The organism is Tepidiphilus baoligensis (assembly GCF_012911495.1).
Lineage (GTDB): Bacteria > Pseudomonadota > Gammaproteobacteria > Burkholderiales > Rhodocyclaceae > Tepidiphilus > Tepidiphilus olei.
In genome coordinates this window covers 23122-49937 of the sequence record NZ_JAAAUB010000004.1, presented here as the reverse complement: position 1 = coordinate 49937, position 26816 = coordinate 23122, and the positions used below count along the sequence as shown (strand labels likewise).

The window sequence follows — 26816 nt, the reverse complement described above, 5'->3', positions numbered from 1 at the left end:
CGGTTCCAAGGATAGTTTCGCACGAAATCATGGTCGCCACTCAACTGACGCTCGCCGCCCAGGCGCCCGATCTCGCGCTTGCCACCCTCACGGAGGGTTTGTCCGTCGAACAGGCCGAGGCGGTGCGCGAGGCCCATGAGTTCGCCCGGGGCGTGTTCGCCGAGCTACGTTTGTCTACCGGTGAACCGGTCTTCGATCATGCGGTGGCGGTGGCGCTCATCGCCGCCGAACTGCGGCTCGACCCGGCCTCGCGCATCGCCGGTTTGCTCTACGCCGTGCCGGTGCGGGCGCCGGAGCATTTCGAATGGGTTACGGCGCGCTTCGATGCCGACGTGCCACGGTTGCTGCGCGGCCTGCAGCGCCTCGAAGGCTTGCGCCTGCCGGCGGGGGCGGACGACGCGGCTCAGACCGAGACGCTGCGCAAGATGTTGCTCGCACTGGTCGAGGACATCCGCGTGGTGCTGCTGCGTCTGGCCTCCCGTCTGCAGACCCTGCGCTGGTTCGCCAGCGCAGGCGAAGAGACGTCGGCGCGAGTCGACTACGCCCGCGAGAGCCTGGCGCTCTATGCGCCGCTGGCGAACCGCCTCGGCGTGGGGCAGATCAAGTGGGAGATCGAGGACCTCGCTTTTCGCTTCCTCGAACCCGAGACCTACAAGCGCATCGCCCGCCTGCTCGACGAGCGTCGGCTCGAGCGCGAGGCGTTCGTCGTCCGCGTGGTGCAGCGGCTCTCGGCCGAAGTGGCGGCGCTCGGCATCGCCGGTGCCGAGGTCTATGGCCGCGCCAAGCACATCTACAGCATCTGGAACAAGATGCGCAAGAAAGGGCTCGATTTCTCGCAGGTCTACGACGTGCGCGCGGTGCGGGTGCTGGTACCGGCGGTGGTCGACTGCTATGCCGTCTTGAGTCGCGTACACGAACTGTGGCCGCCGATTCCCGGGGAGTTCGACGACTACATCGCCCGGCCCAAGCCGAACGGCTATCAATCCTTGCACACCGCCGTGCGCGCCGAAGACGGCCGGCCGCTCGAAGTCCAGGTCCGCACTTTCGAGATGCATCGCCATGCGGAATTCGGCGTGGCGGCGCACTGGCGCTACAAGGAAGGGGCGGCCAAGGTCTCGCCCTACGACCAGAAGATCGCCCTTCTCCGCTCGCTGCTTGCCTGGCGCGACGAGGTGGTTGATAGCAGCGAATGGGCCGATCGCGTGCGCCACGCGGTGCACGACGATGCCATTTTCGTGCTTACTCCCACCGGTCGTGTCATCGATCTGCCCCAAGGGGCCACACCGGTCGACTTCGCCTACCGCATCCACACCGACGTCGGCCATCGCTGCCGCGGCGCGCGCGTCGACGGTCAGCTCGTGCCGCTCGACACCCCCTTGCGCTCGGGGCAGACGGTGGAAGTGATTACTGCCAAGGAAGGCGGTCCTTCGCGCGACTGGCTCAATCCGGCGCTGGGCTACGTCAAAACGAAGACGGCGCGCGCCAAGATTCGTGCCTGGTTCGCCCTGCAGCAGGAAGCGGAGCTTCTTGCCCGCGGGCGCTCGCTGGTGGAGCGGGAACTGCAGCGCGAGGGGCACGGCCGCACCAATCTCGAGAAACTCGCCGAGCGGCTCGGATTCAAGTCGCCCGAGTCGCTTTACCGCGCCGCCGCCCGCGGCGAGGTCGGGCCGCGGGCCATCGTGCAGGCGCTGCAGCCGGCCGGGGTCGAATCCTCGGCCGAAGTGGTCACGGTTCCGCTCCAGGCACCGTCGGCGCGCGCGAGCGGGGCGGTCCTTGTGGGCGGGCAAAGCGGCCTTCTGACGGCTTTGGCGCGCTGCTGCCATCCCATGCCGCCCGACGAAATCGCCGGTTTCATCACGCGGGGCCGGGGAGTGACGATCCACCGCGCCGATTGTCGTGATCTCCTCGAGCTGAGCCTGCGCCACCCCGAACGCCTCGTGGACGCGCAATGGAATGAAGCCGCCGGGGTTGGTGCCCGCCGCGCCTATCCGGTCGAGATTCAGGTCGTGGCGCACGACCGCCAAGGGTTGCTGCGTGACGTGAGCGAAATCTTCAGCGTACTGCGCCTCAACGTCACGGCCGTGCAGACCTTGACCACGCAGCACCGTGCGCGGATGAACTTCACCGTGGAGACGCCGGACGCCGAGCGGCTCGCCAGCGCGATCGCGGCGCTGCGCACCGTACCCGACGTGCTGGAAGTACGCCGCCGCTGATCGGTGGGGCATTATACGGTCTTGGCCAATTCCTGCAGCAGGATCTCCTGCGCCGCCCGACGCTGCCGCCGGGCGTGCTTCAGGCGGTAACGCCCGTCGACGTCCAGTTCCCAAGCTTGGGCGTTGTCGAGGAGATAGATGCGCAATCCCTCCTTGATGACGCGGCGCTTGAGCTTGGGGTCGAGCACTGGAACGGCCACCTCGACGCGGCGGAAGAAATTGCGCTCCATCCAGTCGGCGCTAGAGAGGTACACCTTCTGCTCGCCATCTGCATGGAAATGGAAGATGCGGTGGTGTTCGAGGAAGCGCCCGACGATGGAGCGTACCCGGATCCGCTCGGAGAGCCCGCTCACGCCGGGGCGCAGCGCGCACGCGCCGCGCACGATGAGATCGATCTCCACGCCCGCCTGAGAGGCTTCGTAGAGGGCCTCGATCACCTCCGGCTCGAGCAGGGCGTTCATCTTGGCGATGATGCGCCCCTTGCGACCGGCGCGGGCGGCTTCGGCTTCGGCGCGGATGTGCGCGAGCACGTTCTCGTGCAGGGCGAAGGGCGCCTGCCACAGATGATGCAGCTTGCCCGGCTTGCCCAGACCGGTGATCGAATCGAAGATCTCGGAGACGTCCTGCCCGATGACCTCGTCGGCCGTCATCAGGCCGAAGTCGGTGTAGAGACGGCTGGTGCGGGGATGGTAATTGCCGGTGCCGAGGTGGCAGTAGCGACGCAGTTTGCCTTCCTCGCGGCGCACGATCATCAAGAGCTTGGCGTGCGTCTTGAACCCGAAGATGCCATAGACCACGTGTGCCCCGGCGTCGTGCAGCCGATTCGCCCATTGGATGTTGGCTTCCTCGTCGAATCGCGCCATCAGCTCCAGCACCACCGTCACTTCCTTGCCCCGTTGTGCGGCGCGAATGAGGTGCTCCATCAGCACCGAGTCGGTACCGGTGCGGTACACCGTCATCTTGATGGCCATCACGTTGGGATCGTCGGCCGCTACCTTGAGGAAGTTGATCACCGGCTCGAAACTCTCGTAGGGATGGTGCAGCAAGACATCCTGGCGGCGCAGGACGCGGAAGATGTCCAGCGGTCGCGAGAGTTCGCGCGGGATGCGCGGCTGGAACGGACGGTACTTCAGATCCGGTCGGTCGACCAGGTCGGGGATGGACATGAGCCGCACCAGATTGACGATGCCGGGCACGCGGTAGAGGTCTTTGGGCGTGAGGTGGAAATGCTCCAACAGGAACTGCGCCATCTGCTCGGAACAATTCTCCGCCACCTCCAGCCGTACCGCGTCGCCGAAGTGACGGTGCTGCAGCTCTTCCTTGAGCGTGTCGCGCAGGTCTTTGATTTCTTCTTCGTCGAGGAAGAGGTCGGAGTTGCGGGTGACGCGGAACTGGTAGCAACCCTTGATCTCCATGCCGTGGAAGAGCAGATCGACGTGCTCGTGGATCACCGCCGAGAGGAAGACGAAGGTGTAGGGGTGCTCGCTCACCTCTTTGGGCAGGCGGATGACGCGCGGCAGCGCCCGTGGGGCCTGCACGATGGCGCGCCCCGAGGCGCGTCCGAAAGCGTCGGTTCCTTCGAGCTCGATGGCGAAGTTGAGGCTCTTGTTGAGCACGCGAGGGAAGGGGTGCGCCGGATCGAGCCCGATGGGGGTGAGCAGTGGTTGTACCTGGGTGCGGAAGTATTCCTCGATCCAGCGCCGTTGTGCCTCGTTCCACTCGTTTCGGCGCAGGAAGACGATCCCTTCCTTGGCCAGAGCGGGCAGGATTTCATGGTTGAGCAAGGCGTATTGCCGCGCGACGAGGGAATGGACCTCGGCGCTGATCTGCTCGAGCAGATCTTCGATCGGGATGCCGTCGATGCCGGGGCGAGTCACTCCCTGGCGCCGTTGCTCTTTCAGACCTGCGACGCGGATCTCGAAGAATTCGTCGAGGTTGCTCGAAACGATGCACAGAAAACGCAGACGCTCGAGCAGCGGTATCGAGGTTTCGGCGGCATTGGAGAGCACGCGGCGTTGGAACTGCAATAGCGACAGGTCACGGTTGAAGAAGTGTTCCGAGGGGAAGGTCTTCGGCGGTCGCTGGAGGAATGCGGGCATGCGTCGCTCCGGGGTCGATGCGGGTGGATTACTTTTCACCTGGATCATATCGCGTTCCCGCATCCGCTTCCATCGCATCGGCGTTACAATTCCTTCCTTCATTGCCCGAGGGTCCAGGTTTGTTCTCGCATCTGGCTGCCGTCGATCTCGGCTCGAACAGCTTTCGCCTCGAAATCGCCCGCGTAGACGGGGATCTGCTCTACCCCGTCGATGACCTCAAAGTCTCCGTGCGCCTTGCTGCTGGACTCGGAGCCGACAAGCGGCTGGATGCAGCCTCCTTCGCCCGCGGCTTGGCGGCTTTGGCTGGATTCGCCGAGCGGCTTCGGGGATTTCCTCCCGAGGCGGTGCGCACCGTGGGCACGAATGCCCTGCGGGTGGCACGCAACGCCCCTGAATTCGTCCTTCAGGGAGAAGGGGTGCTTGGCCATGCCATCGAGATCATTTCCGGAAGGGAAGAGGCACGCCTCATCTACTTGGGCGTGGCGCATGCCGTGCCCGATCCCCAGCGTCAAACCTTCGTCATCGACATCGGTGGTGGCTCGACCGAGGTGATCATCGGCCGCGGTTTTCAGCCCATTTTGCTCGAAAGTCTCTACATGGGCTGCGTCTCTCATAGCCTGCGTTTTTTCCCCGATGGCAAAATCACCGAGGGGCGCTTTCGCGCGGCGCGGCTCGCGGCCGCCAAGGAGATCGAGGCGATCGCGCACCCCTTCCGGACCTTGGGGTGGGAGAGGGCCGTGGGTTCTAGCGGATCGGCCAAGGCGATCCGCGATGTGCTCGTCGCCCAGGGGTGGAGTCGAGACGAAATTACGCGCAATGGGCTGAAGCAGCTGGTCAAGGCCCTGGTAGACCTGGGTTCGATCGACGCACTCGCCCGGCTCAAAGGGCTAAAACGCGATCGCCAGCCGGTTTTTCCCGGGGCGGTGGCGATCATGGCCGCGGCTTTCGAGGTGTTGGACCTGGAATCGATGCGATTCTCCGAAGGGGCTTTGCGCCTGGGAGTCCTCTACGATTTGCTCGGTCGCCATCACCACCAGGACATCCGCGAATCCTCGGTCGAGCGATTCATGGAACGCTATGGAGTGGATCGTCTGCACGCCGGCCGTGTAGAGACGACCGCCCTTGGCCTCGCGCTCGATTTGCGGCCCGAGCTCGCCTTCGAGGAGCACACCGACCGACGAATGCTCTCGTGGGCAGCGCGTCTGCATGAAATCGGGCTATCCATTGCCCACGCCAGTCATCACAAGCACGGCGCCTACATCCTCGCGCACGCCGATATGCCGGGTTTTTCCCGCATGGAGCAGGCACAACTCGCCCGCCTCGTCTTGAGCCATCGCGGCAAGCTCGATCGGCTCGCCGAACTCCCACCCGGTTCTCCGCACTGGGATCTCATTTTTGCGCTGCGCATCGCCGCCGTGCTGCATCGGGCCCGCGACGGCAAGTGCTTCGAGCGCCTGCGCGCGAGGCGCGAAGGCAAGGGCTATGCCTTACAATTGCCGGCTGCTTTCCTGCGACGCCATCCGCTCACCCGCGCCGCCCTCGAAGACGAGACCGTGCAATGGGCGAGCGTCGGCATGCCGCTGCGCCTCGACCCGCTTTCCGAAACACTCAACCACCCAGGAGAACGACATGACGGTCAACCCCTATGAGATGGGGCTGGACAAGACCCCGGCCAACTACGTGCCGCTCACGCCGCTCACCTTCCTGTCCCGCTCGGCCTACATCTACCCCGAGCGCACCGCCGTCATCCATGGCAAGCGCCGCTATACCTGGAAACAGGTCGAGGAGCGCGCCCGGCGGCTCGCCTCCGCCCTGCGCCAGCTCGGGGTGAAGAAGAACGACACGGTGGCGGTGATCCTCAACAATACGCCCGAGATGTACGAGTGCCATTTCGGCGTGCCCGGCTGCGGCGCGGTGCTCAACACCATCAACATCCGGCTCGACCCCGAAACCGTGGCTTTCATCCTCAACCACGGCGAGGCCAAGGTGCTCATCACCGATCGCGAGTATTCCAAGATGGTGAAAGAGGCGATCCGCATCGCCCATCGCCCCGATCTCTTCGTCATCGACGTGGACGACCCGGAATACACCGGCCCCGGCGAGCGGCTCGGTCGGATCGAGTACGAGGAATTCCTCGCCCAGGGCAATCCCGACTTCGTCCTCGAATACCCCCAGGACGAATGGGACGCGATCTCCCTCAACTACACTTCCGGCACCACCGGCAACCCCAAGGGCGTGGTCTATCACCACCGCGGCGCCTATCTCAATGCGTTCAGCAACATCGTCTCCTGGGGAATGCCGCCGCACTCGGTCTATCTGTGGACCCTGCCCATGTTCCACTGCAACGGCTGGTGCTTTCCCTGGACCATGGCCGCCAACGCCGGCACCAACGTCTGCCTGCGCCGCGTCGATCCGCGCCTCATCCTCGAGCTGATCGCCGAGCACAAGGTAACCCACTACTGCGGCGCGCCCATCGTGCACTCCATGATCGCCAATGCCCCGGAGGGCTGGCGCAAGGGGATCACGCACAAGGTCTCCGGCCTGGTGGCCGCCGCGCCGCCGCCAGCCGCCATGATCGAAGCGATGGCCAAGATCGGCTTCGACATCACCCACGTCTACGGGCTCACCGAAACCTACGGGCCGGCGGCGGTATGTGCCAAGCACGACGATTGGGCGGGGCTGCCGCTCGAAGAGCAGGTGCGTCTCAACGGCCGCCAAGGCGTGCGCTACCACGCCCAGGAAGCGATCACGGTGATGGACCCCGACACCATGCAGCCAGTGCCCTGGGACGGCGAGACCATGGGCGAGATCATGTTCCGCGGCAACCTCGTCATGAAAGGCTACCTCAAGAATCCCAAGGCTACGGAAGAGGCTTTTCGCGGCGGCTGGTATCACACCGGAGACCTGGGCGTGATGCAGCCCGATGGCTACGTCAAGATCAAAGACCGTGCCAAAGACATCATCATTTCCGGCGGCGAGAACATCTCCTCGATCGAGGTCGAGGACGCCCTCTATAAACATCCGGCGGTGGTGGCCGCGGCGGTGGTGGCTGCGCCCGATCCGAAGTGGGGCGAAGTGCCCTGCGCCTTCGTCGAGCTGCGCGAGGGCGCGGAAGTGACGGAAGAAGAGCTCGTGCAGCACTGCCGGCGGCTGCTCGCTGGCTTCAAGGTGCCCAAGCGCTTCGTCTTTGGGCCCGTGCCCAAGACGTCGACCGGCAAGATCCAGAAGTACCTCCTGCGCGAGCAGGCGAGATCGCACGCAGCGTTCGAGTGAGCTCGATCCCGCCCCGCGTTGCACGCATACCACAAGCGCGGAATAAGGGGACGTTCGGCGCCTTTTTCCGCGCACCATTTCTGCGACATCGTGTTATTTTGTAAGCGCGCGTGGGGGGGGGATCATGGAGCATGAGGATTTCGCCGACGAAATTCGCGACCTGAATCTGAGCTTTCTGGTGCTGGCGCAGCGTATGGTACAGCGCGATCCGGTCGCCGCCGCCGTGAAGCTCGGTCTGGAGGCTGAAACGGTGCGCTGGATCGCCGCCCTGTCCCCGGCGAAGCTCGTGCGCATGGCGAGTCTTCAGATCGGCCTGCCGCAGTTCCGCTTCGACGCGGCGGTGCTCGAGCGCATGGCCGGAGAAAAGGCCCGCGACGAGCTCACCGCCACCCTGCACGCCGCCATCCTGGCGCACGGCAGCCCACGCAAAAAAACCAAACGAACGGGAGAACATCATGACGAGACCTGAGTCGATCGAACGCGAAGCGGCCGACGTCTGCCTGGCGGCCGAGCTCATCCGGCTCGGCGCGCGGATGCAGCTCCTCGAAGCCGAAACCTCCTTGAGCCGCGAGCGCCTGCTCAAGCTCTATAAAGAGATCCGGCGCGCCTCTCCGCCCAAGGGGATGCTGCCGTTTTCCACCGACTGGTTCATGACCTGGCAGCCCAACGTGCACGCCTCCCTCTTCATGAACCTGCATCGCCGGGTGCGGCAAAGCGGTGCCGCCGAGGGCGTGCAGGCGCTCATCGCCGCCTACCACCTCTATCTCGACCAGATCGACGCCATCGGCACCGATCCCGTGCTCAGCATCACCCGCGCCTGGACGCTGCTGCGCTTCTTCGAGGCCGAGCTGGTGCAGCTCACGCCGTGCTCTTGCTGCGGCGGCGAATTCCTCACCCACGCCTACGAGCCGGCCAAGACCTTCGTCTGCGGCATCTGCCACATGCCCTCGCGCGCCGGCAGCAGCCGCAAGTCGGCCAAGACGGCCATCTCCCGCGGGCAGAAGCGCCTGAGCGCCCAGCCTGCCTGAACCCCCCCACGAGTATGCCCAAGCGCCGCGCATGAGTCCGTGCTAACATAGAACTCCCCCCGGGGATGGGGGCAGCGTGGCTGCTTGCGCAGCGTTCTACGGCTCACGGCAAAGCGAAAAGGGGGATGCGTGTTTCTGCTGCTCGGGTATGTGATCATACTCGCATCGGCTTTTGGTACCTATGCGATCCACGGCAGCCTCGTGGCACTGTGGGTGCCGGCAGAATATGTTGCAATCATCGGCCTGATGATCGGCAGCTTCATCGCCAGCAACGACGGTGCCACCATCAAGCTCGTGCTCGGGCGGCTCTCGGGCGCGCTCAAGGGCTCGCCCTATACGCGCGCCTTCTACCTCGAGCTGCTCTCCCTCCTCTACGAGATCCTGATCAAGATCCGCAAGGAAGGCTTGATGTCGATCGAACAGGACGTGGACAACCCCGAGGGTTCGGCCCTGTTCGGAAAATACCCGCTCGTGCTCAAGGATCATCATCTGGTCGAATTCATCACCGACTACCTGCGCATGATGGTGAGCGGCAGTCTCAATCCGGTCGAAATCGAGACCCTGATGGATCAGGAGCTCGAGACGCACCATCGGGAAGCGCATCTGCCGCCGCATATCGTGAGCAAGATCGCCGACGCCTTGCCCGCCTTCGGGATCGTCGTCGCCGTCATGGGGGTGGTGAACGTGCTCGGTTCGGTGGGCGAGCCGCCGGCGGTGCTGGGCAAGAAGCTCGGCGGCGCCCTGGTCGGGACTTTCCTTGGCATCCTCCTCTCCTACGGCTTCGTCGCGCCCATCGCCGGTCAGCTCGAAGTGAAGGCCGAGGATGGCGCCAAGCCCTTCCAGGTGGCCAAGGTGGTGCTGCTTGCCAGCATGAGCGGCTATCCGCCGCAGATCGCCATCGAATTCGGGCGCAAGGTGCTATGGACGCGCGATCGTCCCACCTTCCTTCAGCTCGAGGAAGAGCTGAAGAACCGCAAGTAAGGATGCGCCGGGATGACCGACGAAAGTCAGCAGCCAATCGTCATCAAGCGCATCAAGAAGGGCGGCGGCGCTGCGCACGGCGGGGCGTGGAAAGTGGCCTACGCCGACTTCGTCACCGCCCTGATGGCGTTTTTCCTCTTGCTGTGGCTGCTCGGCTCCACCGCCCAGGGGGATCTCGAAGGCATTGCTCAGTTTTTCCAGAATCCGCTCAAGGTCGCGCGCGAAGGTGGGGCGGGCGCCGGTGATGCCGAGCGCATCATCCCTGGCGGCGGAGAGGATCTGAGCCGGCGCGTGGGACAGGTCAAGCGCGGAGAGACGCGCAGCGAGAAGAGCACGGCGACGCGCGAAGGCGGGGAGGGGGCATCCCCCTTGCACGGCCGCTCCGACGTGGAGATCGCCGCCGGCGGTCAGGGAAGGGTGGCCGGCACGCCGCTCACCGAAGCGTCTCCGGCGCCCGGTCGCGGCGGCGGCAGCAGCGGCCCCGGCGTGGGGGGGGAGAAACTGCGTGAGCTGCAGCAGCTTGAACGCACCCGGGCGATGCTGGAGGCGATCATCGAGGCTGACCTGAACCTGCGGGCGATGAAGGATCAGATCCAGATGCGCATCAGCGACGACGGGCTGGTGATCGAGATCGTCGATACGCAGAACCGCCCCATGTTCGCCCTCGGCAGCGCCCAGGTTCAGGACTACGCCCGGCGGCTCCTGCGCACGGTGGGGCGCACGCTCAACGATCTGCCCAACCGCATCAGCATCGCCGGCCATACCGACGCTACGCCCTACGCCGGCGACGGCCGCGGCATGTCGAACTGGGAACTTTCCGCCGAGCGGGCCAACGCCGCCCGCCGCGAGCTCATCGCCGGCGGGCTTGACCCGAACCGAATCTTTCGCGTCGTCGGCATGGCCGATACCTCCCCCCTCATCCCCGAAGATCCCTACGCGCCGCAGAACCGGCGCATCAGCATCATCGTGCTGAAGAAAGAAGTCGAAGATGCCTGGCGGGCAAGGGAGAATGCAGCGCCGCTCCTGCAGGGGTACGGACCGCCGCCGTCTGCGCCGACCGTCAAGCTTGATGGAACCTCACCATGAGCCGCGAAGAGGCTCCCGGTTCGGCACTGCAGCGCATCGCCGAGGTGCGGCGCAGCATCGAGCGCCTCGCCCAGACTCGCCTCGAATCGCTGCCGCGCGAATTCGAGTTCACCGAAGCGGATTTCGCCGCCATCCGGGCTTTGGTGGCCGAACGCGCCGGTATTGCGCTCTCGCCAGCCAAGCGCGACATGGTCTACGTGCGCCTGTCGCGCCGCCTGCGTGCGCTCGGGCTCAAGCGCTTTGCCGACTACCTGGCGCGGGTGCGCAGCGACGAGCGTGAACTCGAAGCCTTCATCAACGCCCTCACCACCAATCTGACCTATTTCTTCCGTGAGCCGCACCACTTCGAGCACTTGCGGACGTGGCTCGGGCAGCGCCCAGGGACCCGCCTGTGGTCGGCTGGCTGTGCGAGCGGTGAAGAAGCCTATTCCATTGCCATGACGGCCTGCGAAGCGTGGGGGCGGCTCGATCCTCCCGTCGAAATCTTCGCCACCGACCTCGATACACAAGTGCTGGAAGAGGGCCGCCGCGGCATCTATGCCGCTGAGCGTCTCGAGGCGATCGATCCCGGCCTGCGTTCCCGCTATTTCGTTCCTCTCGCTGACGGCCGCTGGCAGATTCGTGCCGAACTGCGCGCCCTCGTGCGCTTCGACCGGCTCAATTTCGTCGAAAATCCTTGGCCGGTGCAAGGGCCGTTCGATGCGATCTTCTGCCGCAACGTGCTCATCTACTTCGCCCGGCATACCCAGCGCATGATCCTCGAGCGCTTCGTGCCCCTCTTGCAGCCTGGCGGCTATCTCTATCTGGGGCATTCGGAGAACCTCCTCTACGCGAGTGAGGCGTTCGAGCCGCTGGGGCGCACGATCTATCGTCGCAAGGCTGACGGGGAATTGGCGGCGGTATCAAGAGAGCGTCGGATCGGTTCGCAGCCGGAGGCCGTGGCGCGCGGCGAATCATGGTTGCCTTCGTCCTCTCGCGCCGGTGGATTTACAGGAACCGTCGGGGCGGAGGCGAGCTCGAGCAAGGCTCGCGTTGAGCCGGTGCGCCCCGGCGATCCGGTGATCCTCATCGGCGCTTCCACCGGCGGCACCGAGGCGATCAAGACGGTATTGCAAGCCTTACCGGCCGACGCTCCACCGGTGCTCATCGTGCAGCACATGCCGGAGCATTTCACCGCCTCGTTCGCCAAGCGGCTGGATCAAGTGTGCGCCCTGCGCGTGAGCGAAGCGCGCGACGGGGAAGTCCTGACGCGCGGCCGGGCTTGGGTGGCGCCGGGGCATTCGCACCTGCGCCTCGAACGTCAGGGGAACGGCTACGTGCTGCGGCTGGACCGCTCCGAGCCGGTCAACCGTCATCGTCCCTCCGTGGACGTGCTCTTTTTCAGCGCGGCCGAGGTGCTGGGGCCGGCGGCGGTGGCGGTGCTCCTTACCGGTATGGGGCGCGACGGCGCCCAAGGGCTACTTGCTTTGAAAGAGGCGGGCGCCCACACCATCGCTCAGGACGAGGCGAGCGCCGTCATCTGGGGCATGCCCGGCGAGGCGGTGCGCTTGGGCGCCGCCTGCGAAGTGTTGCCGCTCACCGAGATCGGGCCGGCGATTGTGCGGGCGGTGTCGGGCCGGCAGGCGTTTTGCTCGCGCCACTGAGCGGCGCGCGCTAGGGGCGCGCCGCCTCCCCGCCTTTGGCGCAGGCAAGCAGCTCGGTATTCTTTTCCGCACCCTCGACCAGCCGGTCGAGCCCCTGCATGACTTCCTGGCTGGCGAGTTCCATGCGGTGCGCCGCCTCGACCATGCGCTCGACGTCCTTTTTCGCCAGCGCCGCAAAAGCTTCCTGGGCCGCCTCGTGTACCGCGCGATGCGGCCGTTCGATCTCGCGATAGCCAGGAAAGCCGCTGAAGCACTCCTTGCCGCGCCCTTCGTAGTACCAGCGCCCGAGGCGGCAGTTTTGATGACTGGCGAATTCCGCCGCCGGCTTGTCGCTCACCCCGAGCAGCACTTGGTACACGGCGAACTTGTAGAGGATGTGGTCGATCTTGGCGAGCTCGCAGAAGCTGCGCAGCGCCGACAGCGCGGCCGAGCGTTCGAGGGCTTCGACGAGCCCTTCGAGCGACCCCACTTCCTGCACCGCTTTGTCGCCCTCTTCGCTGAGCCGGCTGGATTCGTGCGCCAGCTCGCCCATGGCCTCGCGGCTCGAGCCGCTGTCGCTGCGGATCTGCTCGACGAGGCGCGAGATGTCGGCAGTGGCCACCGCCGTGCGCTCGGCCAGTTTGCGGATCTCGTCGGCCACCACGGCGAAGCCGCGCCCCTGCTCGCCGGCGCGCGCCGCCTCGATGGCCGCGTTCAAGGCGAGCAGGTTCGTCTGGTCGGCGATCTCGCGGATGAGGTTGACGATGCCGGTGATCTCCTGCGCCCGCGCATCGAGCGCGCCGACTTTCTGCGCCGCGCTCTGGGAGCGCTCGGTGAGGCGGCGCAGGCTCTGGGCGATGGCTTCGGCCGCCTCGCGGCTTACTTCGGCGCGCGCAAACGCCTGCTCGGCGGTTTGCCGGTCTTCCTCGCTGCGCTGCGCCAGGGTAGCGACGCTGCCCTGGACGTGGCCGAGGGAGGCGTGAAACGCCTTGAATTCCTCGCTCACCCGGCGCATGGAGTTGCTTTCCCAACGGCAACGCTCCGCTTCGGCCTGGGCTTCTTCGAGCTGGCGACGCAGCGTCGCAAGCTCGTTTTCCTTGCGACGAATCTCTTCGTCTAAAGACTGGATGCGGGACTCGAGCTCGCGCAGACGGTTTTTGTCGCCAAATAGCATGATTTTGCTCCCGGACATGGCATGGAAGTATATTACGGCATGCCTTGCCAAAACTTGAGGAAAAAATAGGCCGAAAAAACGCGGCAATTCTCCTAAAGTTCATGAAAGCGATGCCGTAATATAAACTATGGAAACTTCCACGGGAGTGGCGCGATGTCCGACCTACTCAAACGCATCGACGAGCGCACCAAGCTCGCCGGCACCAACAAGCTCGAGATCCTGCTCTTCACGCTCGGCGTGAGCAAGGTCACCAAGCGGCGCGAGACCTACGGCATCAACGTCTTCAAGGTGCGCGAGGTGATGAAGACCCCGCCCATCACCGCCGCGCCCGACATGCCGCCTGCCGTGAAAGGGGTGGTGAGCCTGCGCGGAGTGCTCGTGCCGGTGGTCGACCTGGGCGAATACGTCGGGGTGGAGCCCGGCAGCGAGCGCAACATCATGATCATCACCGAGTACAACGGCAAGGTGCAGGGCTTCCTCGTCGAGTCGGTCGATACCATCCTGCGGCTCGACTGGTCGCAGATCCGCGTGCCGCCCGAGATGCTCACGGCCAAAACGGGCGGCTTGGTGACTGCGGTCACGGAGCTTCCCGATGGGCGCCTCGTGATGCTGCTCGACGTGGAAAAGGTGCTCTCCGACATCACCAAGTACGACGAGGCCGAAGATCTGTACGCCGGCATCGAGCCGCTTCCGGATGGCGACAGATACACCGTGTATTTCGCCGACGACTCGACGGTGGCGCGTGAGCAGATCGAGCGCACCCTGCAGAAGATGGGGGTGCGCTACGTGGGTGCGGTCAACGGTCGCATCGCGTGGGAGAATCTCGAAAAAGCCGCCGAGCGGGCCAAGAACACCGGACGCCCCATCACCGATTTCGTCAGCGCAGTGATCACCGACATCGAGATGCCCGAGATGGACGGATTCATCCTCACGAAGAAGATCAAATCGGACCGGCGCTTCGCCGGCGTGCCGGTGCTGATGCATTCTTCGCTCTCCGGCATGCAGAACCAGTATCTGGGCAAATCGGTAGGGGTCGACGAATACGTCCCCAAATTCCATCCGCGCGAACTCGCCGAGACGCTGCAGCGTCTGTTCGCCAAACGTCAGGAAACCGCCAAGGAGGGCTGAAATGGCCAATCCGTCCGAACCCATGCTGATCGAACCGGAACTGGTCGACCCCGATGCCGAGAAGGCGTCCGAGCGTTTCGAAGAGATCGAGGCGCGCGCGGGGCTCGCCGGCTCGAACCGCTTCGAGATCCTGCTCTTTTCCCTGGGGACGTCCGAAACCTTCGGCATCAACGTCTTCAAGGTGCGGGAGGTCATGGCCACCCCCTTCATCACGCGCGCACCCAACGTACCACCCGGTGTGGAAGGGCTGGTGAGTCTGCGCGGCAACGTGATCCCGGTGGTGTCGCTCGCCAAGGTGATGGAGCTCGCTCCCATGGACGATCGCATCGCCCCGGCGATGATGGTGGCCGAATACTGCCGTAAGACCTTGGGATTCTTGGTCGAGGCGGTCGATCGCATCATTCGCGTCGAGTGGTCGCGGGTGCGTGAGCCGGAAAACGTTTCCTCCCAGGTGCACGGCATGATTACCTCCATCACCGAGTTGCCCGACGGGCGATTGGTGTCGATCATCGACGTCGAGGCGGTGCTCGCCAAGACTTTCGGCGAGGCGGTGGTCGGCGTGATCCTGCCGATTCCCGACGGTCATCGTCGGCACGTGTTTTTCGTCGACGATTCGAGCGTGGCGCGCAAGAAGATCGCCGAAGTGCTCGACAAGCTCGGCGTGAAGCATACGCATGCCAACAACGGCATGGAAGCCTGGGAGCGCCTGCAGAGCATGGCCAACTTCGCCGAGCAGACGGGAACGCCTTTGCGCGACCAGCTCGACGTGATCCTCACCGACGCCGAGATGCCCGAGATGGACGGCTACGTCCTCACCAAGAACGTCAAGGCCGATCCCCGTTTCGATGGCATCCCCGTGATCATGTATTCCTCGCTCACGTCCCAGGCCAACCGTGCCATGGGTGAGCGGGTCGGGGTCGATGGCTATGTGGAAAAATTCGACGCGCAGATGTTGGCCGAGACCTTACGGCCCTTGCTGATGCGCTGAACACGACAACGGAGAATATTCGATGGCGGACGACAAGACGCGCTTCCTGGTCGTGGATGATTTCTCGACGATGCGTCGTATCTTGCGCAACCTCTTGAAAGAGTTGGGCTACACCAACGTCGACGAGGCCGAGGACGGCGTGGCGGCGCTGCACAAGCTCGAGTCGCAGCCCTACGATTTCGTCATCACCGACTGGAACATGCCGAACATGGACGGGCTGACGCTGCTGCGCAAGATCCGCAGCAGCGACAAGCTCAAGCACCTGCCGGTGCTCATGGTCACCGCCGAGGCGAAGAAAGAGAACATCATCGCCGCAGCGCAAGCCGGGGCTTCGGGCTACATCGTCAAGCCCTTCACCGCGGCGGTGCTGGCCGAGAAAATCGACCGAATTTTCGAGAAAATGGGCAAGAAACCGGCCGGAGGATCGGCGCAATGAGCAAGAAAATGCCTGATGAGCGTTCCCCAGAGCGCCAAACCGGCCCGAGCGGCGACAACGACGAGCTGCAGGCGCTCTTTGACAGCATCGTCGGTTCGGCGGGCAGCGTGTCGGAGCCCGACGAGCCGGCGCAAGGAGACAGCGACGAGCTGCAGGCGCTCTTCGACGCCGTGGCGCAGCAGTTCAGCGCCGGCGCAGAAGATGCGACCCGGGAGGCACACGCGCCGGCGCCAGCGTCCTCCCTCGTGCCGCACGACGAACTCGTCCAGCGCCTGGGTAAGGTGGCACGCCAGCTGCACGAGGCGCTCACGGAGCTGGGCTGCGAGACGGTCATTGCCGAGGCGGCCCAGGCCGTGCCCGATGCGCGCCAGCGCCTGCACTACATCGCCCAGATGACCGAACAGGCCGCCTCGCGCGTACTCAACGCTACCGACATCGCCATCCCCCTGCAGAAGTCGCTCACCGAGAAGGCCGAGACCCTGAAGAAGCGCTGGGACGATCTCTTCGCCAACCGCCTCTCGCCGCAGGAATTCCGTGAGCTTGCCCACGACACGCGGGCTTTCCTCGCCGATGCGGTCGACACCTCGCGCGCGACGACCCAGCAGCTCATGGAAATCATGATGGCGCAGGATTTCCAGGATCTCACCGGCCAGGTGATCAAGAAAGTGATCGAGATCGTCGGCCGCATCGAGACGGAATTGCTGCAGATCCTCATCGAGGCCATCCCGGAGGAAGCGCGGCCGAAGAAGGTGGTCGAAGTCTCGCTGATGAACGGGCCGGTGATCGATACGCGCAAGGAAGGAGTGATCACCTCGCAGGAAGAGGTGGACGATTTGTTGAAGAGCCTGGGCTTTTGAGCTGGCCCCGGCAACCAGTCAAGGAGGATGGCCGTGAGCGACTTCGCCGGAATGCAGGATCTATTGCAGGATTTTCTCGTCGAGGCCGAGGATCTGCTCTCGGGGGTCGACAACAAGCTCGTCGAACTCGAGCGCAACCCCGAAGACCGGGCGCTTTTGAACGAGATCTTCCGCGGGTTTCACACCATCAAGGGCGGAGCGGGTTTCCTCGGAGCGCAGGAGCTCGTCACCCTGTGCCATCTCACCGAAAACCTCTTCGACAAGCTGCGCAACGGCGAGCTGCACCTGAGCCCGCGCTGATGGACGTCATTCTCGAAGCCACGGCAGCGGTGCGGGAGATGTTCGGCTATCTGGAGCGCAGCGTCCAGCCGCCGTCGGCCGATCCGCAGCTGCTCGAGCGCCTGCGGCTCGCCATCGCCGGCAAGCTGGAACGAGGCGGTGACGCCTCGGCAGCGGGTGACCCCCCCGCCGGCGCGCAGCAGGCGGGCGCGGCCGAACCGGACTGGGAGACGCTGCACGCCGTCGTGGCCGGCGCGGGCGCATCGTCGGCCAAGTCGCCCTCGGGCGCCGGGGGATCGGCTGCCCCGCCCGGCGACGAGGCCAACGGAAAATCCGACGAAGGAAAGGGGCGGGCTGCCGTACCCGTGGCCGCGGCCCGGCGGCCGGTGGCGCCTCTGGCGCGCAAGGAAACGGTGCAGCGCGAAACGGCCATCCGCGTCGATACCGCCCGGCTCGATCAGGTGCTCAACCTCGCCGGTGAGATCGGGCTCACCAAAAATCGCCTCACGGCCCTCAGGAGCGACATCCTCTCGGGTAAGACCGACCCGGATACCCTGCATGCGCTCGACGTGGCGGTGAATCAGCTCGACCTCCTCGTCTCCGACCTGCAAAATGCCGTCATGAAGACGCGCATGCAGCCGATCGGGCGTCTCTTCCAGAAGTATCCCCGCATCGCGCGCGACCTGGCACGGCAGCTGGGCAAGGAGGTCGAGCTCGTCATCCAGGGGGAAGAGACCGAGATCGACAAGACGATGATCGAGGATCTCTCCGATCCGCTCATCCACCTCATCCGCAACGCGGTCGATCACGGCATCGAGATGCCCGATGCACGCATTGCCGTGGGCAAGCCGCCACAGGGGACGGTGACGCTGGCCGCCAAGCAGGAGGGGGACCACATCGTCATCATCGTCGCCGACGACGGCCGCGGCATGGATCCCGAGAAGATCCGCGCCAAGGCGGTGGAGAAAGGGCTCATCACGCCCGAAGAGGCCAACGGCCTCGACGAGCGTCAAAGCCTCAATCTCATCTTCCTGCCCGGTTTTTCTCTGGCCGATCGAATTTCCGACGTCTCCGGTCGTGGTGTGGGCACCGACGTGGTGCGTACCAACATCACCAAGCTCAACGGCACCATCGACGTGCGCTCCGAGGTCGGTCGTGGTACCACCTTCATCATCAATCTGCCGCTTACCTTGGCGATCCTGCCGGTGTTGCTCGTGCGTCTGGGCGAGCAACCCTTCGCCGTGCCGCTCTCCATGGTGCGTGAGATCCTGCCGATCCATCTCGACGAGGTGCGCGAAGTCGGTGGGCGGGCGACGCTCTTCGTGCGCGGGGAAGTGCTCCCGATCCTGCCCTTGGCGAATCTCCTCAATTGGAGGCTGGAACGTGCCCCGGCCTATGGCGTGCTCATGCAGATGGCCGAATTCTCTTTCATCCTCGGAATCGACACCTTCGCGGGCCGCGAGGACGCGGTGATCAAGTCGCTGGAGGATTTTCGCCCCAAAGGCGTGGCCGGGGTGACCATCCTCTCGAACGGCCAGATCGTACTGATCCTCGACATGAAAGAGCTCTTCGAGACCGGCACCGGCACCAGGGGGGTGAGCAAGGCGTCGCTCGAAGCGAAGAAAGCCCCCGTTTCTGCTTGAAACGAAGGGATCACTGCATGGGAAAGCGGCGGGCGGTGCCCGCCGCTTTCCTTTCAGGCAAGGAGCTCGAGGAGCCGCCGCTGCGCGGCCTCGAACTGGGCCAGGCCCTGCTGCTGCAACGCCTCGCCGATCGCCTCGGGGTCGATGTCGAGGCGGGCGAGCTGCGCCCAGTGCGCCTGGGCGGCGTCGACCTCTTCGAGGATCGTCGCGCCGCGCGCCTGGCCGTGGTCGAACAGCGCCGTGAGCGTCGCTTCGGGCAGGGTATTGACCGTCTCCGGCCCCACCAGCGGTTCCACGTAGAGCAGATCCGGATAAGCAGGGTTCTTGGTGCTGGTACTCGCCCACAACGGCCGTTGCGCCCAGGCTCCGGCGCGGCGCAAGGATCCGAGAGCGTCCTCGCCGAAATGGCGCAGGAAATCCTGGTAGGCGAGCTTGGCGAAGGCCACCGCGGTCTTGCCCTGCCATTCGGGGTGTTCGGGCGCACGCTCGGCCAGCAGCGCATCCACCGCCGTGTCGAGCCGCGAGAGGAAAAGGCTCGCCACCCCGAAAACCGCTGCCAGCGGCCGGCCGGCGGCCTGGCGCTGCTCGAGGCCCCGCCGATAGGCTTCGGCCACGCGGCGGTACTGCGTGCGCGAGAAGAGCAGCGTCACGTTGACGTTGATCCCCTCGGCGACGAGCGTCTCCAGGGCCTGGGCCCCCGCGGCGGTGCCGGGGATCTTGACGAGCAGATTGGGACGTTCGATCGCGGCATGCACCCGCCGGGCGGCGGCGATGGTGCCGGCGGCGTCGGGCGCGAGCTCGGGGTCTACTTCCAGGCTCACGTAGCCGCGCTCGCCGCCCGATGTTTGCCACAGGGGAAGGAGCAGGTCGCAGGCGCGGCGCACGTCGGCGAAGGTGAGCCGTTCGAGCCGCTCCCACGGGGCGAGGTCGCAGCGGCGCAGCGCCTCGACTTCTCCACGATAGGCGGGGCTCTTGGCGATGGCGTTTTCGAAGATGGCCGGATTGGTGGTGATGCCGCTCACGCCCGCCTCCAGCAGACGGGCGAGCTGCCCGCCGTCGAGGAGGTCGCGCGAGAGGCTGTCGAGCCAGATCTGTTGACCAAGTTCGAGGAGATCATGCAGCACGGTTCGGGTCATGCGTCGTCTTCCGGGAGGAGTGCAGGGGCATTGGCCAGAGCGGCGATCTTCGCCGTGAGCATACCATCTTCCTGCGGCTCGTCGATGCAGGAAAGCGCCTCTTCCCAGCCGAGCCGGCGGGCGAGGGCGGCGAAATCCGGATCGAGCGCGTGCAGCACGAGCGGCGAGCCTCCCTCGGGGTGGCGCAGCGCCAGATCGCAGCAGGTGAGCAGCAGGCGGGATACGCCCAGGCGTTCGCGCCACAGGCGGTTGTGCAGTCCGTGACCGTAGGTGGTGTCGCCGATGAGGGGGTAGCTGGCGTGGCGCAGGTGGCGGCGAATCTGGTGCTGGCGTCCGCCCTCCGGATAGCAGGCCACGAGCGCGTAGCGGCTGGTGGGGTGGCGGTCGTTGGGCCAGGGCAGCTCACTCGTCGCCAGACGCCGCAGCACAGTGCGTGCCGCTTTGTCGGCATCGCGCGGTCCCGCAACGGTGCGGGCGATGCGCGACAGCGGCCGATCGATCGTCAGGGTGTCGGGAGGATGTCCCCGCACCACGGCGAGGTAGCGCTTCGCCACGCGCCGGGCGGCGAAATCGGCCGCCACGGTGGCGGCCGCAGAGGGATCGAGGGCGAAGAGCACCGGCCCGGAGGTCGGCTTGTCGAGGCGATGCACGGGAAAGACGCGCCGGCCGAGGCGATCGCGCAGCCAGCGCAGCAGCACGCGGGATTCGCGCGGATCGAGCCCGGTGGGATGGACGAGCCAGCCCGAGGGCTTGAAGACGGCGACGAGCCGCTCGTCCTCGTAGAGAAGCCGCGGCGCGTCGCGCTCGGGTGAGGCCGTATCCAGAACGTCAGGCGGCGTAGTTGCGCTCCGCGAACTCCCAGTTGACCAGGTGGTCGAGGAAGGCGGTGACGAAGTCGGCGCGGCGGTTACGGTAGTCGATGTAGTAGGCGTGCTCCCATACGTCGATGCACAGAAGGGGCGTGTCGCCCGTGGTGAGCGGCGTGCCGGCCGCGCCCATGTTGACCACGTCGACCGAGCCGTCGGCTTTCTTCACGAGCCAGGTCCAGCCAGAGCCGAAGTTGCCCACGGCGCTCGTATGGAACACTTTCTTGAATTCGTCGAAGCTGCCCCATTTGGCCTTGATGGCCTCGAACAGGGCTCCTTTGGGTTGGCCGCCGCCGTTGGGCTTCATGCAATGCCAGAAGAAGGTATGGTTCCAGGTTTGCGCCGCGTTGTTGTACAGGCCGCCGGCCGGGGCTTTCTTGACGATGGACTCGAGGTCCATGTTCTCGTATTCCGTGCCCTTGATGAGGTTGTTGAGGTTGGTGACGTAGGCTTGGTGGTGCTTGCCGTAGTGATATTCCATCGTCTCTTCGGAGATGTAGGGGGCAAGCGCGTTTTTCGCGTAGGGCAGTTCGGGCAGTTTGTGTTCCATGTTCTCTCTCCTTTGCGTGAAGGCCGGCGTTCGGGCCGGCGAGGGGGCAAAAAACCTTTACCATTTTAGTCGGACTTTTCCACCCCGACAACCTCGGCCGCAGCGCGGCCATCGTGGAATTCGAGGCGGATGTCTTGTCCCGGGGCGAGCTGCGCCGCGCTGGTGAGCACTTGTCCCCCGGCGTCGCTCACCAGGGTGTAGCCGCGCGCGAGCACGGCCTTGGGGTCGAGCGCCTGCAGACGGTCTTCGAGCCGCTCCAGGCGACGGCGAGGGGCTTCCAGCGCCTGCGCCGCCGCGCGCGGCAAGCGCTGGGCGAACGCGTCGAGCCGGGCGTGGTGACCGGCAAGGGTCGGGCGTGCGCCGGCAAGGCGCCGGTGGAGCGCATCGAGCCGCAGCCGCGACTCGGCAAGCGTACGCCGCTGCGCTGCCGTGAGCCGCGCGTGCAGCGCTTCCAGGCGCCGCCGGGCCTCGGAGAGGCGTGCCGCCGGGTGGGTGAGGCGCAGCTGCAGGCGGTCGAGCCGCTGGTTTTCGGTGAGCAGGCGCTCGCGTAGCGTCCGTTGCAGCCGCCGCGCCAGCAGATCGAGTTCGAGCGGTAGTTCCGTCCAGCCTTGGCTCACGATCATCGCTGCGCCGGTGGGGGTGGGGGCGCGCATATCGGCTACCAGGTCGGCGATGCTCACGTCGGCTTCATGTCCGACGCCGCTGACGATGGGCACGGGGCTTGCGGCGATCGCGCGGGCGAGCGCCTCGTCGTTGTAGGCCATGAGATCCTCGGGGCTGCCGCCGCCGCGCACGAGCAGCGCCGCTTCGATGCCGAGCCGCGGCGCGACCTCGGCGAGCCGCGCCAGCGCCGCCACGAGCTGCGCTGGCGCTTCCGCGCCTTGCACCAGCGTGGGCAAGAGCACGATCTCGATGAGGGGCGCGCGTTGGCGCAGCGTGCGCAGCACGTCGTGGATGGCGTCCCCCGCCGGTGAGGTGATGAGCGCAAGGCGCCGCGGTCGACGCGGCAGGGGGCGCTTCCTTTCGGTGGCGAAGAGCCCTTCGGCCTCGAGCTTGGCCTTGACGGCCAGGAAACGCTGCCACAGCAGGCCGGCACCGGCCGGCTTGAGACCGCGCACCACCAGCTGGTAATCGCCTCGGGGGGCATAGACGCTCAACTGGCCGGCCGCCTCCACGCTGTGCCCTTCGGCGAGTAGCCGCGCGAAGGCCGTCGCCTGTCGCCGCCACAGGACGCAACGCAGTGCCGCGACTTCGTCCTTGAGCGTGAAGTAGCAGTGCCCGGAGGCGGCGAGGGTGAGGCCGGAGATCTCACCGATGACGTTGACCTCGGCAAAACCCGTTTCCAGGCAGTCTTTGATGCGTTGCGTGAGCTGGCCGACGGTTTCAGTCGGTGGCGGGAAGAGGGTGGAATCGGGGCTCATGCGCGCGATTGTACTGCGTTTCATCCCCAACGAGACGCTTTCTGTCATGCAACGGTAGCATCGGAACAGAAGCGCTTGATTTCTCGGTATGTTTTTGTAACCTATTGATTTTTATATGTAATTTTTTTGATGAAAAATGTGGCAAAGTGAGGTTCTTCCTACCGCGACAAGGGTTATGACTGGTTTCGCACTTTCATACACAAAGTTATCCACAGACTTTGTGGAAGAGTGGAACAAGGTGTGCGGCCGGCGCGGCGTCCCATTCGAGGCGGGCTGAGATATAATGCCGAAAGCAAAGGCCGTCGTCTCGGCCTTCGTCGTGCAAATCTCCGAGAGGGCAGGGTTCGTGTGGTCGATCATACAGGCATCGGGGTGGCCGATATGGCCGCTGTTGTTGGCTTCCATCCTTGCGGTGGCGATCGTGATCGAACGCACCTGGACATTGCGGCGCACGCGCATCAATCCACCAGGGCTGCTCGCCTCGGTGCTCGAGGAGTTGCGTCGTGGCGTATCGCCGCAAGAGCTTGCGTTGCGGCTGGAGGGGCATTCGCCGCTCGGGCGTGTGTTCGCGGCCGGGCTGCGCAATTACCGCTCTTCTCGTGAGGTGATGAAAGAGGCGATCGAGGACGCCGGTCGGGTGGTGGCGCACGGCTTGGAGCGCTATCTCACGGCTTTGGGGACCATCGCCGCGGTCTCGCCGCTCTTGGGTTTGTTGGGTACCATCATCGGCATGATCGAGATCTTCGCCTCACAGTCGGCCGCTGGTACCAATCCCCAGCAGCTGGCGCATGGCATCTCGGTGGCGCTCAGCACCACCGGGCTCGGACTCATCATCGCCATTCCTGCGACCATTTTCTGGCGCCATTTCCGGGCCTACGTCGATTCCCTGGTCTTGGAGATGGAACAGGAAGCCGTGCGTTTGGTGGAAGTGGCCCACGGTGAGCGGGCCGGAGCCGAAGTATGAAGTTTCGCACGGCCGGCGGTTTGCGCGAGGAGCCATTCCTGAATCTGGTGCCGCTCATCGACGTGGTGCTGGTGATCCTCATCTTTCTGAGTGTGACGACCACGTTCTCTCGGACGGCGCAGCTGCAGATCGATCTCCCCGAAGCCGATGAGGCGCTACCGGTCGATAGCATGCCCAAGGAATGGGTGGTGGCCATCACCGCCGACGGGGCCGTGTTCATCGGTGAGCGGGCCGTGGGGCTCGGCAGCGTGGAGGACATCGAAGCGGCACTGCTGGCGATGATCCCGGCCGGCTCGAAGCCTACCATCGTGATCGAAGCGGACGCGAAGACGCCGCATCAGCGCGTGATCGACGTGATGCGCGCGGCCCAGCGCGCCGGCTTCGAAAAGCTCACTTTCTCCGTCGAGCGCGTCGAAGGGCGATGAGGGCGCCGCCGCCATGGTGGTCGCACCGCGGCGCCGTGGCATGCGCACTCCTGCCTTTTTCCCTGATTTTCGGCCTCGTGGTGCGGCTGCGCGCGTCGGCCTATCGTCGCGGCTGGCTGCGGCGCTGCCGTCCCCCCGTGTTCGTGCTGGTGGTGGGGAATCTCAACGTGGGCGGCAGCGGCAAGACGCCGGTGGTGGTGGCGCTCGCGCACGCGCTTTCGGCGCGAGGCATCCCTTGCGGCATCGTCAGCCGCGGCTATGGCGGTAGTGTCGAGGGGGCTGCGCTGGTGCCGGCCACGGGAGACCCGGCCCGCTACGGCGACGAACCGGTGCTGCTTGCGCGCGAAACGGGAGTGCCGGTGGTGGTGGGGCGCGCGCGCTGCGCTGCCGTGACCGAGCTGCTGCGCCGTCATCCCGAGGTACGTCTGGTGCTCGCCGACGACGGTCTCCAGCATCTGCGGCTCGAGCGCGACTTCGAACTCGTGGTGCTCGATCGGAACGCTCTGGGCAATGCTTGGCTGTTGCCGGCCGGCCCCTTGCGCGAGCCGCTCTCGCGCCTGCGTACGGTCGATGCGGTGGTGGCGCACGAACCGCAGCAGGTGCACGCCCTCGTACCGGACGAGGTACCGCTCTATGGGCTGCGGCTCGAACCCGAGGCGCTCGTCTCGCTCGCCGATCCTTCGCGGCGCTTGCCCCTGTCGGCGCTTGCCGGGCAACGGGTCCATGCCGTGGCCGGCATCGGCCGTCCCGAACGCTTCTTCGCCACGCTGCGTGCCCTGGGCGCCGAGGTGGTGCCGCACGCCTTTCCCGATCACCACCCATACGGGGCGGAGGATCTTGACTTCGGCGCGCCGCAGGAGTGGCGGATTTTCACCAGCAAGGATGCGGTAAAATGCCAGCCATACGCGCGGCCGCACGATTGGGTGCTCATGGTGCGTGCCCGGCTCGACGAGGCGCTCGTCGAGCGCATTCTGGAGCGAATGAATGGATACTCGTCTGCTGGACGTGCTGGTGTGCCCGCTGTGCAAGGGGCCGCTCAAATACGATCGTGAGCGGCAGGAGCTCGTCTGCCGCGCCGACCGCCTGGCCTATCCGATCCGCGACGGCATTCCGGTGATGCTCGCCGACGAGGCGCGCCCCATCACGGCCGAGGAAGTCGAGGCGCTCAAGTGAGCGGGTTTCGCGTGGTGATCCCGGCGCGGCTCGCGTCCACGCGCCTGCCGAACAAGCCGCTCGTCGATCTCGCCGGCAAACCGATGGTGGTGCGGGTGTGGGAACGGGCGGTTGCCTCCGGGGCCGACGAGGTATGGGTGGCAACCGACTCGCCACAGGTGGCGGCGGCGGTGGAGCAGGCCGGAGGGCAGGCGATCCTCACGCGCGGCGATCACGCCTCCGGCACCGACCGGCTCGCCGAAGTGGTCGAGCGCCTGGGGTGGGAGGACGAGGCCATCGTCGTCAACGTGCAGGGCGACGAGCCGCTCATCGATCCCTTGGTCATCGCGCGCACGGCCGAGACGCTCGCGCGCACGCCGTCGGCCGCGATCGCCACGCTCGCGCATCCGATCGAATCGGCGGAAGAATTCTTCGACCCGAACGCGGTGAAGGTGGTGTGCGATGCCTCGGGGCGAGCGCTCTATTTTTCCCGCGCGCCCTTGCCGTGGGCGCGGGACGCTTTCGCCGCCGGGCGTGCGGCGCGTTTGCCCGAGGGTTTGCCGGCCTTGCGCCACGTCGGGCTCTACGCCTACCGTGCGGCGTTCTTGCGCGCCTTTGCGCGACTCGAGCCATGCGCCCTGGAGCGGTTCGAGGCGCTGGAGCAGTTGCGCGCCCTGTATCACGGCTATGCCATCCAGGTGGAAGTGATCACCTCGGCTCCGGCGCCCGGCGTCGATACGCCGCAGGATCTGGAGCGGGTGCGCCGGATGATCGTTGGGGCCGCATGAAGTCTGGCCATTTCCGTTTTCGTCGTCAATCATAAAGGAGAGGGGATCGTGCGCTTGATTCTTTTGGGACCGCCGGGAGCGGGGAAAGGCACGCAGGCCGCCGTCATCAAGGAGAAGTTCGGCATTCCGCAGATCTCGACCGGCGACATGTTGCGCGCCGCGGTGAAGGCGGGAACGCCGCTGGGGCTCGCGGCGAAGAAGGTGATGGACGAAGGAGGTCTGGTTTCCGACGACATCATCATCGGCTTGGTGCGCGAGCGCCTGCAGCAACCCGATTGCCAGGCGGGTTACCTGTTCGACGGCTTTCCGCGCACGATCGCCCAGGCCGATGCGCTCAAGGAGGGCGGCATTCCGCTCGATTACGTGCTGGTGATCGAAGTGCCCGACGAGGAGATCATCGATCGCATGAGCGGCCGCCTGGTGCATCCGGCCTCCGGCCGCACCTATCACGTGCGCTACAACCCGCCCAAAGTGCCAGGCAAGGACGACGTCACCGGGGAAGATCTCATCCAGCGCGACGACGACCGCGAAGAGGTGGTGCGCAAGCGTCTGGCGGTCTATCACGAGCAGACGAAGCCGCTCATCGCCTATTACGAAGCCTGGGCGGCGAGCGGCGACCCTGCCGCGCCCAAGGTGCGCAAGGTCTCGGGGCTGGGGCCGGTGGACGAAGTAACGCAGCGCATCCTGGAGGCGCTCTCCAGCTGACG

24 protein-coding genes and 1 pseudogene are annotated in these 26816 nt (G+C 65.6%); 19 read left to right on the top strand and 6 right to left on the bottom strand.

Annotated elements, in window-relative coordinates; translation table 11 throughout:
• The first annotated feature begins 29 nt into the window (after positions 1-29).
• Entirely contained in the window at positions 30-2213 is a 2184-nt protein-coding gene (locus GV368_RS04140) for a RelA/SpoT family protein (RefSeq protein ID WP_169115600.1), read from the top strand.
• A gap of 11 nt (positions 2214-2224) precedes the next feature.
• Here GV368_RS04140 and ppk1 read toward each other — a convergent pair whose 3' ends face one another.
• Entirely contained in the window at positions 2225-4312 is a 2088-nt protein-coding gene (ppk1, locus tag GV368_RS04135; RefSeq protein WP_169115599.1) for a polyphosphate kinase 1, read from the bottom strand.
• 119 nt (positions 4313-4431) lie between these two features.
• Between ppk1 and GV368_RS04130 the strand changes: the two genes are divergently transcribed.
• The 7 genes from GV368_RS04130 (at position 4432) to GV368_RS10990 (ending at position 12323) form a co-directional block, all read left to right on the top strand.
• Positions 4432-5961 carry a Ppx/GppA phosphatase family protein gene (locus GV368_RS04130; protein WP_206673268.1) on the top strand — a complete coding sequence of 510 codons (1530 nt, stop codon included), beginning with the start codon at positions 4432-4434 and terminating at the stop codon, positions 5959-5961.
• Positions 5942-7585 (top strand): acyl-CoA synthetase, encoded by a 1644-nt coding sequence (locus GV368_RS04125; RefSeq protein ID WP_169115597.1) that lies wholly within the window; start codon positions 5942-5944, stop codon positions 7583-7585. The genes GV368_RS04130 and GV368_RS04125 overlap by 20 nt, the downstream gene beginning before the upstream one ends.
• A gap of 124 nt (positions 7586-7709) precedes the next feature.
• Complete coding sequence (locus GV368_RS04120; protein WP_169115596.1) at positions 7710-8054, top strand: flagellar transcriptional regulator FlhD; 345 nt, start codon at positions 7710-7712, stop codon at positions 8052-8054.
• The gene (gene flhC / locus GV368_RS04115; protein ID WP_169115595.1) at positions 8041-8613 is read left to right on the top strand and encodes a flagellar transcriptional regulator FlhC; all 573 of its coding nucleotides are present in this window, start codon (positions 8041-8043) and stop codon (positions 8611-8613) included. The genes GV368_RS04120 and flhC overlap by 14 nt, the downstream gene beginning before the upstream one ends.
• A gap of 129 nt (positions 8614-8742) precedes the next feature.
• A complete protein-coding gene (motA, locus tag GV368_RS04110; protein ID WP_142803458.1) occupies positions 8743-9594 on the top strand; it encodes a flagellar motor stator protein MotA in 852 nt (283 codons plus the stop codon).
• A gap of 12 nt (positions 9595-9606) precedes the next feature.
• On the top strand, positions 9607-10680 hold the full coding sequence (locus GV368_RS04105) for a flagellar motor protein MotB (RefSeq protein WP_142803457.1): 1074 nt from the start codon (positions 9607-9609) through the stop codon (positions 10678-10680).
• The gene (locus tag GV368_RS10990) at positions 10677-12323 is read left to right on the top strand and encodes a chemotaxis protein CheB (protein WP_142803456.1); all 1647 of its coding nucleotides are present in this window, start codon (positions 10677-10679) and stop codon (positions 12321-12323) included. Before GV368_RS04105 ends, GV368_RS10990 begins: the two co-directional genes overlap by 4 nt.
• A 10-nt stretch (positions 12324-12333) precedes the next feature.
• Here the strand turns inward: GV368_RS10990 and GV368_RS11620 are convergent, their stop codons facing one another.
• On the bottom strand, positions 12334-13494 hold the full coding sequence (locus GV368_RS11620; RefSeq protein ID WP_142803455.1) for a methyl-accepting chemotaxis protein: 1161 nt from the start codon (positions 13492-13494) through the stop codon (positions 12334-12336).
• A 135-nt stretch (positions 13495-13629) separates the two neighbouring features.
• Here GV368_RS11620 and GV368_RS04090 point away from each other — a divergent pair, with 135 nt between their 5' ends.
• From GV368_RS04090 to GV368_RS04070, 5 genes and pseudogenes are all read left to right on the top strand, one after another.
• Positions 13630-14604 (top strand): chemotaxis protein, encoded by a 975-nt coding sequence (locus GV368_RS04090; RefSeq protein WP_169115594.1) that lies wholly within the window; start codon positions 13630-13632, stop codon positions 14602-14604.
• Positions 14605-14626: 22 nt separating this feature from the next.
• Positions 14627-15592, top strand: coding sequence for a chemotaxis protein (locus GV368_RS04085; RefSeq protein ID WP_169115677.1), 966 nt, complete (start codon positions 14627-14629; stop codon positions 15590-15592).
• 22 nt (positions 15593-15614) lie between these two features.
• On the top strand, positions 15615-16028 hold the full coding sequence (gene cheY, locus GV368_RS04080) for a chemotaxis response regulator CheY (RefSeq protein ID WP_055423744.1): 414 nt from the start codon (positions 15615-15617) through the stop codon (positions 16026-16028).
• Complete coding sequence (gene cheZ, locus GV368_RS04075; protein WP_206673266.1) at positions 16025-16885, top strand: protein phosphatase CheZ; 861 nt, start codon at positions 16025-16027, stop codon at positions 16883-16885. The genes cheY and cheZ overlap by 4 nt, the downstream gene beginning before the upstream one ends.
• A gap of 51 nt (positions 16886-16936) precedes the next feature.
• Positions 16937-18807 (top strand): annotated as a pseudogene (locus GV368_RS04070) (chemotaxis protein CheA).
• Between the two features lie 53 nt (positions 18808-18860).
• Here the strand turns inward: GV368_RS04070 and tal are convergent.
• The 4 genes from tal to xseA form a co-directional block, all read right to left on the bottom strand.
• On the bottom strand, positions 18861-19943 hold the full coding sequence (gene tal / locus GV368_RS04065) for a transaldolase (RefSeq protein WP_178086735.1): 1083 nt from the start codon (positions 19941-19943) through the stop codon (positions 18861-18863).
• A complete protein-coding gene (locus tag GV368_RS04060; protein ID WP_169115675.1) occupies positions 19940-20767 on the bottom strand; it encodes a pseudouridine synthase in 828 nt (275 codons plus the stop codon). Before GV368_RS04060 ends, tal begins: the two co-directional genes overlap by 4 nt.
• A 4-nt stretch (positions 20768-20771) precedes the next feature.
• The gene (locus GV368_RS04055) at positions 20772-21359 is read right to left on the bottom strand and encodes a superoxide dismutase (RefSeq protein WP_169115593.1); all 588 of its coding nucleotides are present in this window, start codon (positions 21357-21359) and stop codon (positions 20772-20774) included.
• A 65-nt stretch (positions 21360-21424) separates the two neighbouring features.
• On the bottom strand, positions 21425-22780 hold the full coding sequence (gene xseA / locus GV368_RS04050; RefSeq protein WP_169115592.1) for an exodeoxyribonuclease VII large subunit: 1356 nt from the start codon (positions 22778-22780) through the stop codon (positions 21425-21427).
• Positions 22781-23126: 346 nt separating this feature from the next.
• Here xseA and GV368_RS04045 point away from each other — a divergent pair, with 346 nt between their 5' ends.
• From GV368_RS04045 to adk, 6 genes are read left to right on the top strand one after another with little or no spacing between them, the layout of a single operon-like run.
• Positions 23127-23744 (top strand): MotA/TolQ/ExbB proton channel family protein, encoded by a 618-nt coding sequence (locus tag GV368_RS04045; protein ID WP_169115673.1) that lies wholly within the window; start codon positions 23127-23129, stop codon positions 23742-23744.
• Complete coding sequence (locus GV368_RS04040; RefSeq protein WP_142803452.1) at positions 23741-24169, top strand: ExbD/TolR family protein; 429 nt, start codon at positions 23741-23743, stop codon at positions 24167-24169. Before GV368_RS04045 ends, GV368_RS04040 begins: the two co-directional genes overlap by 4 nt.
• A 35-nt stretch (positions 24170-24204) precedes the next feature.
• A complete protein-coding gene (lpxK, locus tag GV368_RS04035; RefSeq protein WP_206673263.1) occupies positions 24205-25221 on the top strand; it encodes a tetraacyldisaccharide 4'-kinase in 1017 nt (338 codons plus the stop codon).
• Complete coding sequence (locus GV368_RS04030) at positions 25154-25342, top strand: Trm112 family protein (protein WP_142803450.1); 189 nt, start codon at positions 25154-25156, stop codon at positions 25340-25342. Before lpxK ends, GV368_RS04030 begins: the two co-directional genes overlap by 68 nt.
• Positions 25339-26109 carry a 3-deoxy-manno-octulosonate cytidylyltransferase gene (gene kdsB / locus GV368_RS04025; protein ID WP_169115590.1) on the top strand — a complete coding sequence of 257 codons (771 nt, stop codon included), beginning with the start codon at positions 25339-25341 and terminating at the stop codon, positions 26107-26109. Before GV368_RS04030 ends, kdsB begins: the two co-directional genes overlap by 4 nt.
• Before the next feature lie 48 nt (positions 26110-26157).
• Entirely contained in the window at positions 26158-26814 is a 657-nt protein-coding gene (gene adk, locus GV368_RS04020) for an adenylate kinase (RefSeq protein WP_169115589.1), read from the top strand.
• The last annotated feature ends 2 nt before the right edge of the window (positions 26815-26816 follow it).

Bases quoted from the DNA above. Each gene is read 5' to 3' on its own strand.
- GV368_RS04140 (WP_169115600.1), top strand. From the start codon at position 30: ATGGTCGCCACTCAACTGACGCTCGCCGCCCAGGCGCCCGATCTCGCG.
- ppk1 (WP_169115599.1), bottom strand. From the start codon at position 4,312: ATGCCCGCATTCCTCCAGCGACCGCCGAAGACCTTCCCCTCGGAACAC.
- GV368_RS04125 (WP_169115597.1), top strand. From the start codon at position 5,942: ATGACGGTCAACCCCTATGAGATGGGGCTGGACAAGACCCCGGCCAAC.
- GV368_RS04120 (WP_169115596.1), top strand. From the start codon at position 7,710: ATGGAGCATGAGGATTTCGCCGACGAAATTCGCGACCTGAATCTGAGC.
- flhC (WP_169115595.1), top strand. From the start codon at position 8,041: ATGACGAGACCTGAGTCGATCGAACGCGAAGCGGCCGACGTCTGCCTG.
- GV368_RS04105 (WP_142803457.1), top strand. From the start codon at position 9,607: ATGACCGACGAAAGTCAGCAGCCAATCGTCATCAAGCGCATCAAGAAG.
- GV368_RS10990 (WP_142803456.1), top strand. From the start codon at position 10,677: ATGAGCCGCGAAGAGGCTCCCGGTTCGGCACTGCAGCGCATCGCCGAG.
- GV368_RS11620 (WP_142803455.1), bottom strand. From the start codon at position 13,494: ATGTCCGGGAGCAAAATCATGCTATTTGGCGACAAAAACCGTCTGCGC.
- GV368_RS04090 (WP_169115594.1), top strand. From the start codon at position 13,630: ATGTCCGACCTACTCAAACGCATCGACGAGCGCACCAAGCTCGCCGGC.
- GV368_RS04085 (WP_169115677.1), top strand. From the start codon at position 14,627: ATGCTGATCGAACCGGAACTGGTCGACCCCGATGCCGAGAAGGCGTCC.
- cheY (WP_055423744.1), top strand. From the start codon at position 15,615: ATGGCGGACGACAAGACGCGCTTCCTGGTCGTGGATGATTTCTCGACG.
- cheZ (WP_206673266.1), top strand. From the start codon at position 16,025: ATGAGCAAGAAAATGCCTGATGAGCGTTCCCCAGAGCGCCAAACCGGC.
- tal (WP_178086735.1), bottom strand. From the start codon at position 19,943: ATGACCCGAACCGTGCTGCATGATCTCCTCGAACTTGGTCAACAGATC.
- GV368_RS04055 (WP_169115593.1), bottom strand. From the start codon at position 21,359: ATGGAACACAAACTGCCCGAACTGCCCTACGCGAAAAACGCGCTTGCC.
- xseA (WP_169115592.1), bottom strand. From the start codon at position 22,780: ATGAGCCCCGATTCCACCCTCTTCCCGCCACCGACTGAAACCGTCGGC.
- GV368_RS04040 (WP_142803452.1), top strand. From the start codon at position 23,741: ATGAAGTTTCGCACGGCCGGCGGTTTGCGCGAGGAGCCATTCCTGAAT.
- GV368_RS04030 (WP_142803450.1), top strand. From the start codon at position 25,154: ATGGATACTCGTCTGCTGGACGTGCTGGTGTGCCCGCTGTGCAAGGGG.